At 73.5% G+C, this 9,932-nt stretch carries 8 protein-coding genes; 5 read left to right on the forward strand and 3 right to left on the reverse strand.

The window, feature by feature from the left end:
• Positions 1–277 precede the first annotated feature (277 nt).
• Positions 278–577, forward strand: a complete 300-nt coding sequence (locus ACFXGA_RS12335) for a hypothetical protein (RefSeq protein WP_378087053.1) — start codon at positions 278–280, stop codon at positions 575–577.
• Positions 578–697: 120 nt separating this feature from the next.
• Here ACFXGA_RS12335 and ACFXGA_RS12340 read toward each other — a convergent pair whose 3' ends face one another.
• Positions 698–2,506: a S8 family serine peptidase gene (locus tag ACFXGA_RS12340; protein ID WP_378087055.1), complete on the reverse strand. Its 1,809-nt coding sequence runs from the start codon at positions 2,504–2,506 to the stop codon at positions 698–700.
• A gap of 14 nt (positions 2,507–2,520) precedes the next feature.
• Positions 2,521–2,799 (reverse strand): hypothetical protein, encoded by a 279-nt coding sequence (locus ACFXGA_RS12345; protein WP_378087057.1) that lies wholly within the window; start codon positions 2,797–2,799, stop codon positions 2,521–2,523.
• A gap of 220 nt (positions 2,800–3,019) precedes the next feature.
• On the opposite strand from ACFXGA_RS12345, the gene ACFXGA_RS12350 reads away from it, so the two are divergent.
• Entirely contained in the window at positions 3,020–4,450 is a 1,431-nt protein-coding gene (locus ACFXGA_RS12350) for a protein kinase (RefSeq protein WP_378087059.1), read from the forward strand.
• A 6-nt stretch (positions 4,451–4,456) separates the two neighbouring features.
• Positions 4,457–5,338, forward strand: coding sequence for a virginiamycin B lyase (locus tag ACFXGA_RS12355; RefSeq protein ID WP_378087061.1), 882 nt, complete (start codon positions 4,457–4,459; stop codon positions 5,336–5,338).
• A gap of 9 nt (positions 5,339–5,347) precedes the next feature.
• Here the strand turns inward: ACFXGA_RS12355 and ACFXGA_RS12360 are convergent, their stop codons facing one another.
• Positions 5,348–6,103 carry a TetR/AcrR family transcriptional regulator gene (locus ACFXGA_RS12360; protein WP_378087063.1) on the reverse strand — a complete coding sequence of 252 codons (756 nt, stop codon included), beginning with the start codon at positions 6,101–6,103 and terminating at the stop codon, positions 5,348–5,350.
• A 96-nt stretch (positions 6,104–6,199) separates the two neighbouring features.
• Between ACFXGA_RS12360 and ACFXGA_RS12365 the strand changes: the two genes are divergently transcribed.
• Together ACFXGA_RS12365 and ACFXGA_RS12370 are read left to right on the forward strand one after the other, a co-directional pair.
• On the forward strand, positions 6,200–7,933 hold the full coding sequence (locus ACFXGA_RS12365; RefSeq protein ID WP_378087065.1) for an ABC transporter ATP-binding protein: 1,734 nt from the start codon (positions 6,200–6,202) through the stop codon (positions 7,931–7,933).
• Positions 7,930–9,789, forward strand: coding sequence for an ABC transporter ATP-binding protein (locus tag ACFXGA_RS12370; RefSeq protein WP_378087067.1), 1,860 nt, complete (start codon positions 7,930–7,932; stop codon positions 9,787–9,789). Before ACFXGA_RS12365 ends, ACFXGA_RS12370 begins: the two co-directional genes overlap by 4 nt.
• Positions 9,790–9,932 lie beyond the last annotated feature (143 nt).

The following is a 9,932-nucleotide window of genomic DNA, read 5'->3' on the forward strand; positions in this document are numbered from 1 at the left end:
CGTTCCCCACAACGGCTCACACCGACCGGAGGGGAGCCCGCGACAATGCGGGGTGCGCGCCGCGTGTCCGCGCCGCCGGGAATTGCGGCGCGTTTTCACCCCGATGGCCGAGTCCGCCGGGAAGGGCCTCCCGGCGCGCCTGCCCTGGGTGACCGGGGCCGGCGGTGGGCGACGAAGAGCGGATGAGGAGCCGGCGGAGAGCGCCGCGGGGCAACGATGTGCCGTGGCGCGACACCGGAGCCCGTCCGGTCCCCCGCCGACGAACAGGAGCACCCGCATGACCTCAGTCCGGAACGGGCCGGCCCCGCGGCACGAGGAGGCCGAGACCGCGATCCGAGAGGCCCTCGCCGCCGTCGAACGAGCCCACCTCCTGCTCCGCGCGCCCGGCGACCCGCTCATGGCCGCCGTCGACAGCGCCGTGACCTGCGCCGTCTCCCTCATGGTCCTGCGCCAGTCGGGACCGACCACCGACCTGGACGAACTCCGCGACGTCCTGGGCGCGGCCCGCGCCCTGGTCGGCGAGGTCACCTTCGCCCTGCGCGACCGCTTCCCGGGCGACCACGTGCCGCCCGGGTAGCCCCGCGCGTCCACTACCCGGCCGGCCCGGACGACCGCCCGCCACCCCGGACAGCCCTGCACGACCGCTTCCCGGCTGTCCGGACGACCCGTGTTGCCGCCCGGGTAGCCGTGCGGGACGTCAGCCGCGCAGCAGGGCCTCGGCGTCCAACCGGCCCCAGCCGAACCGCGGGTTCCACACCCGGCCGGTGCCCGCGTCCCGGCGGGAGCTGACGCGCAGGCGTTGCTGGACGTCCTCGGGCGTGAGCCGGGGTTCGCGTTGCAGCAGCAGCGCGACCAGGCCCGCCACGAACGGCGTCGCCATGCTCGTGCCCTGGATCGTCACGTACCTGCCGCTGGGGTGCAGGCGCGACGCGAGGCGCGGGTCCAGGGCGAAGCCGCAGTTCGCCGACAGCGCCGCCGTGACGACCTCGCCCGGCGCCACGACGTCCGGCTTCTGCGCCCCCGCCCGCGTCGGGCCGAGGCTGGAGAACGCCGACAACGCGCCCACGGTCGCGTCCGGCACCGCCGCGTCGCCGCCGGGTCCCTCGAACGTCGTGCGGCTGACCAGGGAGCCGACCACGATGGCGCGCTCCTCGGTGGCCGGGATGCCGATGCTGTAGCCGTCGCTCGGCGCGTCGGGGAAGACCTGCCGACCGCCCCGGGTCGGGGTGGCCCAGGCGTGCACCTCGCCGTGCACGACGGTGAGCGGCGTGATCCGGATCGACCACACCTCGCCCACCTTGCCGGTGATCATCACGGTCAGGTTCTGGTCGCGGTTGAGCGGGTTCTCCACGAACTCGGCCACGCACGAGCCGTGCGGGGTCCGGACCTCCTCGCCGTCGGGCGCGAACCGCTGCCCGTCCGGCGTCTCGACGGCCAGGTCCACCTCGTCGCCGCGCGGGATCCACACGTCGCACAGCAGCACGCCGTCGTCCACCACCCGGACCGGGATGACCAGGTCCCGCCCCGGCACGAGCGCGCCCTGCGCGTGGATGCCGTCGCCGCCCTCGTTGCCCGCCGCGACCACGACGATCCGGCCGGGCCCGGAGGCGTGCGCGATCTCGTTCTCCAGCGCGGACGTGCCGTCGTGCGCGCCCCAGTGCCCGCCCAGGCTCAGGCTCACCACGGCCGGCCGGTCGCCCGCGACCTCGAACGCCTGCCGGATGCCCTCGATGAGGTGCTCGTCCAGCAGCGGCTCGCTGCGCACGCCCATCAGCGCCGCGCCGGGCGCGACGCCGCGGAACCGCCGGTCGGGCAGCGCGAGCCCGTTGCCCGCCGCGATCGACGCGCAGTGCGTGCCGTGCCCGCCGGGGTCGCCGGTCGGGACGGGCGGCCCGCCGCGCAGCGCCGCGTTGATCGCGGCCGCGTCGAACGCCCGGTAGGCCGACACCTCGGCCCCGTCGGCGCGCGAGGCGAACAGGAACCGCTCCAGCCTGGTCGTGCCGTCCTCGTGGCGGAAGTCCGGGTGCGACCAGTCGACGCCGCTGTCCACCACCGCCACCAGCACGCCCTCGCCGGTCAGGCCGGCGTGCTCGGGTCGGGCCAGCGCCGCGTCGAGGTGGGTGGCCTCGCCGCGCGCGAGGTCCAGCCGGGGGAACATCTCCTTGGGCGCCTCGGCGCGGCGCAGCCACGGCTGACCGTCCAATTCGGACAGCGCCGTGACCGGCACGGCCGCGAGCACGACCGCGTTGCCCGACGTGGCGGTGTCGGCGGGGGTGGAGACCGCCTCGGCGCCCGACGCCTCCAGCCAGGACACCGCGTCGCGCACCGCGTCCGAGCGCACGACCAGCTTGACGGTGGTCCGCTTGGGCCGTGCCGCGCCCGCCGTCCCCCCGGCCACGTCCAGCGCCCGCGCCACGACGCCGCCCTGCCGCGGTGGCCGTGGCCCGGCGAACGACGCCGCGCCCCTGAGCCGCGCGTCCAGGACCGTGTCCCGCCTGGGTTCCATCGCACCCGCCCCCTTCAGCCGCCGTGCAGCGACCTGAGCGTCCGGGGTCCCTCCACGGCCAGCACCCAGGTCTCGAGACCGATCAGGCGCAGCACCTCGGGCGTGACGTTGCCGATCACGGAGCCCCGACCGGCGCTGACGACCTCCATGCCGATCGCGGCGAGCCGGTCCGCGGCGTGCTCCGGGTCCGTGCCGGGGCGCGGCCGCACGATCGCGCTGCGGCGGTCGTCCGGCCCGGCGGCCCGGCGCCAGCGCTCCAGCTCCGGCGCCACCACGGCTCGCCTCGGCTCCATCCCGGCAGGCTACCTCCGTACGCGTGCACCTCTGTTCGGTCTATCCCTCGTTACGCCGGACGCGTTACCGCCCGTTCGGGCAGCACGAACCGCCCGCACCGCCGCCCTGCGGGGACGCGCAGGTCGCACGGGGTGTCGGTGCCGCTCGACGCGCCGCCGAGGACCGGGCCCGGCGGGGTGGAGGTGGCCGCGCGGTCGGGCGGCGAAGTAACTTCACGCTGTGGCGGAACGGGACGAGGTCATCGCCGGTCGGTACCGACTGGTCGAGTTGGTCGGCCGCGGCGCCGCCGGGGTCGTCTGGCGGGCGCGGGACGAGCGGCTCGGGCGCGCGGTCGCGGTCAAGCTCCTCGGCACCGGTGGCTCGCCGGCCGCGGTCGAGCGCATCGTGCGGGAGGGGCGGGTGGCGGCCCGCCTGCGGCACCCGCACGCGGTCACCGTGCACGACGTCGTGGAGCACGACGGCAAGCCGTGCCTGGTCATGGAGTACCTGCCGTCCCGGACGCTGGCCGAGCTGGTCGACGAGCGCGGTCCGCTGCCCGCGGAGCTGGTGGCGGGCGTCGGCTGGCAGGTGGCGTCGGCGCTGGCCGCGGCGCACGCGGCCGGCATCGTGCACCGCGACGTCACCACGTTCAACGTCCTGCTCGCCGAGGACGGCACCGCCAAGATCGCCGACTTCGGCATCGCGCGGGCCATCGGCGAGAACACCGTCACCGACGCCCGGATCGTCGTCGGCACCCCCGCGTTCCTCGCGCCCGAGGTGGCGGCGGGGCAGGATGCGGTGTTCGCCTCCGACGTGTACTCCCTGGGCGCGACCCTCTACGCGGCGCTGGAGGGCCACCCGCCGTCCGGGACGGCCGAGAACCCCTTCGCGCTGCTGCGGCGCGTGTCGGAGGGCGACGTGGCGCCGATGCGGTTCCCCGGACCGCTGGGCGACGCGCTGATGACCGTCCTGCGGCGCGACCCGGCCGAACGGCCGACCATGGCCGAGTTCCACGAACTGCTCGGCGCGGTGGTGGAGGGGCGGCCGCTGCCGGGCGCGCCCCGGCCCGACGACACCCGGCCGCTGCCCGCGCAGCGCCGCGTGCCGTGGCGCAGGATCGCCCTGCTCGCGGGCGCGGTCGTGCTGGTCGCGGGCGGCGTCGTGATCGGCGACGCGCTGGCCCGCCGCGACCCGGCCGGCAACGCCGAGCCGGCCACCACGACGAGCACGGTCACGGTGAGCGTCACCGCGTCCGGGACGACCACGACCGGCGTCACGACCACCGAGAACACCACCACCCACACCACCGCGCCCACCACGACGACGACCACGATCGCGGCCACCACGACCAGTGCCGCCGCCGCGGCGGGCACGTGCACCGCGAGGTTCGCGTTCACCAGGTCCTGGCCGGGCGGCTACCAGGCCGAGGTGACCGTGCACAACACCAGCGGGCGCGTCCTGACCGGCTGGACCGTGACCTGGCCCCGGCCGGAGGGTCACTCGATCAGCAACCTGTGGAACGGCATCCCCACCGTGGACGACGACTCGGTTACCGTGATCAACGCCGGTCACAACGCACGGCTGGAGGTCGGCGGCACGACCACGTTCGGCTTCACCGCGAACGGCTCCGGCGTGCCCGACCCGGACCTCGACTGCACCTCGCACGGATGAGAGACCATGTCGCCCGACATCGAGACCCACGTCGTCGCCGACCGCGACAGCGGTCCCTACGGGATCACCACCGGCCCGGACGGCGCGCTCTGGTACACCCTGGTCGGCAGCGGCCGGATCGGCAGGCTCGTGCCGGGCGAACAGCCCACGAGCCACCGGCTCGACCCCGGCAGCGGCCCGACGGTCATCGTGGCGGGCCCGGACGGCGCGCTCTGGTTCACCGAGCACCGGGCGCACCGGATCGGCCGGATCACCACCGGCGGCGAGGTCACCGGGTTCACGCCGCCGACGCCCGGGTGCGGCCCCTACGGGCTGGCCGCCGGCCACGACGGCGCGCTGTGGTTCACCGAGATCAACGCCGACCGCATCGGCCGGATCACCACCGCCGGTGACGTCACCGAGTTCCCGCTGCCGCTGACGGGCGCGTTCCCGTCCGCCATCACCGCCGGGCCGGACGGCGCGATGTGGTTCACGCTCAACCAGGCCAACGCGATCGGCCGGATCGACGGCCACGGCGAGGTCACCGTCCACCCGCTGCCCACCGAGGCCGCGGGGCCGGTCGGGATCTGCGCCGACGCCGACGCGCTCTGGTTCGTCGAGATCGCGGCCGGCCAGGTCGGCCGCATCACCACCGACGGGCACGTGACCGAGTTCCCGCTGCCCGACCGCGCCTCCCGGCCGCACGCCATCGTCACCGACGACCGCGGCGACCACTGGTTCACCGAGTGGGGGGCCAACCGCGTCGGCGTGGTCACCGCCGACGGCGCGGTCGAGTCGCACGCGCTGCCCGAAGACCACGCGGAGCCGCACGGCATCGCGGTCGGGCCCGACGGCGCGGTGTGGATCGCCCTGGAAACCGGCGCGCTGGCCCGCGTCGCCCGCCGCTGAGGCGCGGGCTCAGGCCGCGCCGACGTCGTTCCGCCGCACCCCGTTCGGGCGCACGTCGTCCGCCTTGACGTCGTTCGGGCGCACGTCGTTCCGCCGCACGTCATTCGGGCGCACCTCGTTCCGGCGCACGTCGTTCGGCCCCGAGTCGTCCGAGTCGGTCTCGACCGGCCCGACGGCGAGGCCGTACAGCAGCGGCACGTAGACCTCGTCCACCAGGGACGCCACGGCCTCCTCGGTCAACGGCGCGCCGCAGTTGGTCAGGGACTCCGAGCGCACCAGGTCGAGCGGCAGGCGCTTCACCCGCAGCGGCACGTCCACCGGCGGCAGCTCGGACCGGGCGGCCGCCCGGTCCACGATCGCCTCGACCGCCTCGGTCAGCGGCGACGGGTGGGCCAGCCGCTCGGCCAGCAGCGCGGCGACCTCCGGGTGCCGGAACGCCTCCCCCATCACCCCCGCGACCATCTCGTTCATCATCGAGTCGGCCCGGCGGGCGATGGTGGCGAACAGGGCGCGCAGGTCGTCGCGCAGGCTGCCGGTGTCGGGCACCTCCCGCTCCACCGGCACCTTGCGGAACCACGCGGCCAGCACCAGCTCCGCCCGGCCGCCCCAGCGGCGGTAGATCACCGGTTTGCTCGTCCCCGCCCGCGCCGCCACCGCGTCCATGGTGAGCCGGGCGTAGCCGACCTCGCGCAGCTCGTCCCAGGCCGCGTCCAGGATGGCCTGTTCCAGCTCCGCGCCGCGCCGGCGTGACTTCGTCCCTGTCACCCTGCCCCTTTACCCCGCCTTTAGATACTTTGCGTTTCTTATCGCGTCGGTCTACCTTCATGGTAGACACGATCCGTTTCTTATGGGGGAACACCGTTGCTGAGCCGCTTGTTGCGCACCCACCTGCGCCCGTACAGACGTGAGCTGGCGGTAGTGCTCGCGCTCCAACTCGTCGGCACCGTCGCCTCGCTGTACCTGCCGAGCCTCAACGCCGACATCATCGACTTCGGCATCGCCACCGGCGACACCGGCTACATCCTGTCCACGGGCGGCTGGATGGTCGGGGTGTCGGTCGTCCAGATCCTCGCGTCCGTGGGCGCGGTCTACTACAGCGCCCGGGTCGCGATGAGCTTCGGCCGCGACGTCCGCGCGGCCGTCTTCCACCGCGTCGGCGCGTTCTCCGCCCGCGAGGTGGCCACGCTCGGGCCGTCGTCCCTGATCACCCGCACCACCAACGACGTGCAGCAGGTGCAACTGCTGGTGGTCATGGGCTGCACGATGCTGATCAACGCGCCGATCATGTGCGTGGCGGGCATCGTGATGGCGCTGCGCGAGGACGTCGGCCTGTCCTGGCTGCTCGTGGTGTGCGTGCCGGCGCTGGCGATCGCGGTGGGCCTGATCGTCGTCCGGATGGTGCCGCAGTTCCGGCTGATGCAGGAGCGCATCGACGGGGTCAACCGGGTGCTGCGCGAGCAGCTCTCCGGCATCCGCGTGGTGCGGGCGTTCGTTCGGGAACGCGCGGAGACCCGCCGGTTCGCCGAGGTCAACGGCGCGCTGACGGACACCGCGCTGCGCGTGGGCAGGCTCCAGGCGCTGATCTTCCCGGTGGTGATGCTGCTGCTCAACGCCTCCAGCGTGGCCGTGCTGTGGTTCGGCGCGTTCCGCGTCGACTCCGGCGAGATGCAGATCGGCGCGCTGACCGCGTTCCTGAGCTACCTCATGCAGATCCTCATGGCGGTGATGATGGCGACCTTCATCTCCATGATGGTCCCGCGCGCCGCCGTGAGCGCCGAGCGGATCAACGAGGTGCTCGACACCGAGTCGTCGGTCCTGCCGCCGACCGCGCCGCTGTCGGAGCTGCCCCGCCGGCCCTCGGTGGAGTTCCGCGACGCCGAGTTCCGCTACCCCGGCGCGGACGAGCCCGTGCTGCGCGACATCAGCTTCCGGGCCGAGCCCGGGCAGCGCACGGCGATCATCGGCAGCACCGGCACGGGCAAGACGACCCTGCTCAACCTCGTGCCCAGGCTGATCGACGTGACCGGCGGCGGGGTGTTCGTCAACGGCGAGGACGTCCGCGGCATCGACACCGACGCCCTGTGCGCGCGCATCGGTCTGGTGCCGCAGCGGCCGTACCTGTTCACCGGCACGGTCGCGTCCAACCTCCGCTACGGCAACCCCGACGCCACCGACGAGGAGCTGTGGGAGGCGCTGGAGATCGCGCAGGCGCGCGACTTCGTGGCCGACATGCCGGGCGGGCTGGACGCGGCGATCGCCCAGGGCGGCACGAACGTCTCGGGCGGCCAGCGGCAGCGGCTGTCGATCGCGCGGGCGTTGGTGCGCAAACCCGACATCTACCTGTTCGACGACGCGTTCTCCGCGCTCGACCTCGCCACCGACGCCCGGCTGCGCGCCGCGCTCGCGCCCCACACCCGGGACGCGGTGGTGATCGTCGTGGCGCAGCGCGTCTCCACGATCCTCGACGCCGACCGGATCGTGGTGCTCGACGACGGCAAGGTCGTCGGCATCGGCACCCACCACGAACTGCTCGACTCCTGCCCCACCTACGTGGAGATCGTGGAGTCCCAGCTGACCTCGGAGCAAGCGGCATGACTGCACCCACGACCTCCAGATCCGCTCCCCCGCCCCGGATGGGCGGCGGCATGCCCGGCATGGGCATGCCGATGGGCAAGGCGGAGAACTTCGGCCCCTCGGCGCGCCGGCTCGTCCAGCGGATGCGGACCGACCGGTCGGCCCTGCTCGTCGTCATCGCGCTGGGCGTGATCAGCGTGGCGTTCGCGGTGGCCGGCCCGAAGATCCTGGGCCACGCCACCGACATCATCTTCGAGGGCGTCCTGGGCCGGCTGCGCGGCACGCCCGGCGCGGGCATCGACTTCGCCGCGCTGGGCAGCGTCCTGCTGTGGGTGATGGCCCTGTACCTCACCTCGTCGCTGTTCGGCTGGTGGCAGGGCCGCGTGCTCAACAACGTGGTGCAGCGGTTCGTGTTCCGGCTGCGCGCCGACGTCGAGGACAAGATCCACCGGCTGCCGCTGCGCTACTTCGACGGCCAACCGCGCGGCGAGCTGCTGTCCCGCGTCACCAACGACATCGACAACGTCTCCACGACGTTGCAGCAGACCCTGAGCCAGTTGCTCACCTCGCTGCTCACGGTCATCGGCGTGCTGGTGATGATGCTGACGATCTCGCCGCTGCTGACCCTGATCGCGCTGCTGCTCATCCCGATCTCGGTGGTGGCGACGGGACGGATCCGCAAGCGGTCGCAGGCGTTGTTCGTGGCGCAGTGGAAGCACACCGGCGCGTTGAACGCCCACATCGAGGAGGCGTTCACCGGCCACCAGCTGGTGAAGGTCTTCGGCCGGCAGCGCGAGTCGGAGGAGGAGTTCAAGCGCCGCAACGACGAGCTGCTCGGCTCGGCGATGGGCGCGCAGTTCGTCTCCGGCCTGATCATGCCGATGATGATGTTCCTGTCCAACGTCAGCTACGTCGCGGTCGCGGTGGTGGGCGGGCTGCGCATCACCTCCGGCGCGATGACGCTGGGCGAGGTGCAGGCGTTCATCCAGTACTCCCGCCAGTTCACCCAGCCGCTGACCCAGGTGGCGTCGATGGCGAACCTCATGCAGTCGGGCGTGGCGTCGGCCGAGCGGGTGTTCGAGCTGCTCGACGCCGAGGAGCAGGAGCCGGACCCGGCGGAGGCGACGCTGCCCGCGCAGCGCCGCGGCCGGGTGGAGTTCGAGCACGTCAGCTTCTCCTACCGGCCCGAGCAGCCGCTGATCGAGGACCTGTCGCTGGTGGCCGAACCCGGTCAGACGGTGGCGATCGTGGGGCCGACCGGCGCGGGCAAGACCACGCTGGTCAACCTCATCATGCGGTTCTACGAGCTGGACGCGGGCCGCATCACGCTGGACGGGGTGGACATCACCGCGCTGAAGCGGGAGGACCTGCGCTCGCAGACCGGCATGGTGCTCCAGGACACCTGGCTGTTCGGCGGCACGATCCGCGACAACATCGCCTACGGCAACTCCTCGGCCACCGAGGAGGAGATCGTCGCCGCGGCGAAGGCCACCTACGTGGACCGGTTCGTGCGGACCCTCCCGGACGGGTACGACACCGTCATCAACGAGGAGGCGACGAACGTCAGCGCCGGCGAGAAGCAGTTGCTCACCATCGCGCGGGCGTTCCTGGCCAACCCGTCGCTGCTGATCCTGGACGAGGCGACCAGCTCGGTGGACACCCGCACGGAGTCGTTGGTGCAGCACGCCATGGCGGCCCTGCGCTCGTCGCGGACGAGCTTCGTCATCGCCCACCGGCTGTCGACGATCCGGGACGCCGACGTGATCCTGGTGATGGAGGCCGGGCGGATCGTGGAGCAGGGCAGCCACGACGAGCTGATGGCCGCCGGCGGGGCGTACCACCGGCTGTACGCGGCCCAGTTCGCCGCGGCGGTCTGACGCGCCGGTCCGACGCGGCGGTCCGACGCGGCGGTCCGACGCGGTGAAGGCGGTGGCCCGGGGGGTGCCGGCCCCCCCCCGACCCGCTCACACCAGGAACTATCCCAGGCAGCCCTAGGTGAAAAGGGCCACGCAGGTACGGT

The sequence above is a fragment of the Actinosynnema sp. NPDC059335 genome (assembly GCF_042752395.1).
In the GTDB taxonomy this organism is placed as follows: Bacteria; Actinomycetota; Actinomycetes; order Mycobacteriales; family Pseudonocardiaceae; genus Actinosynnema.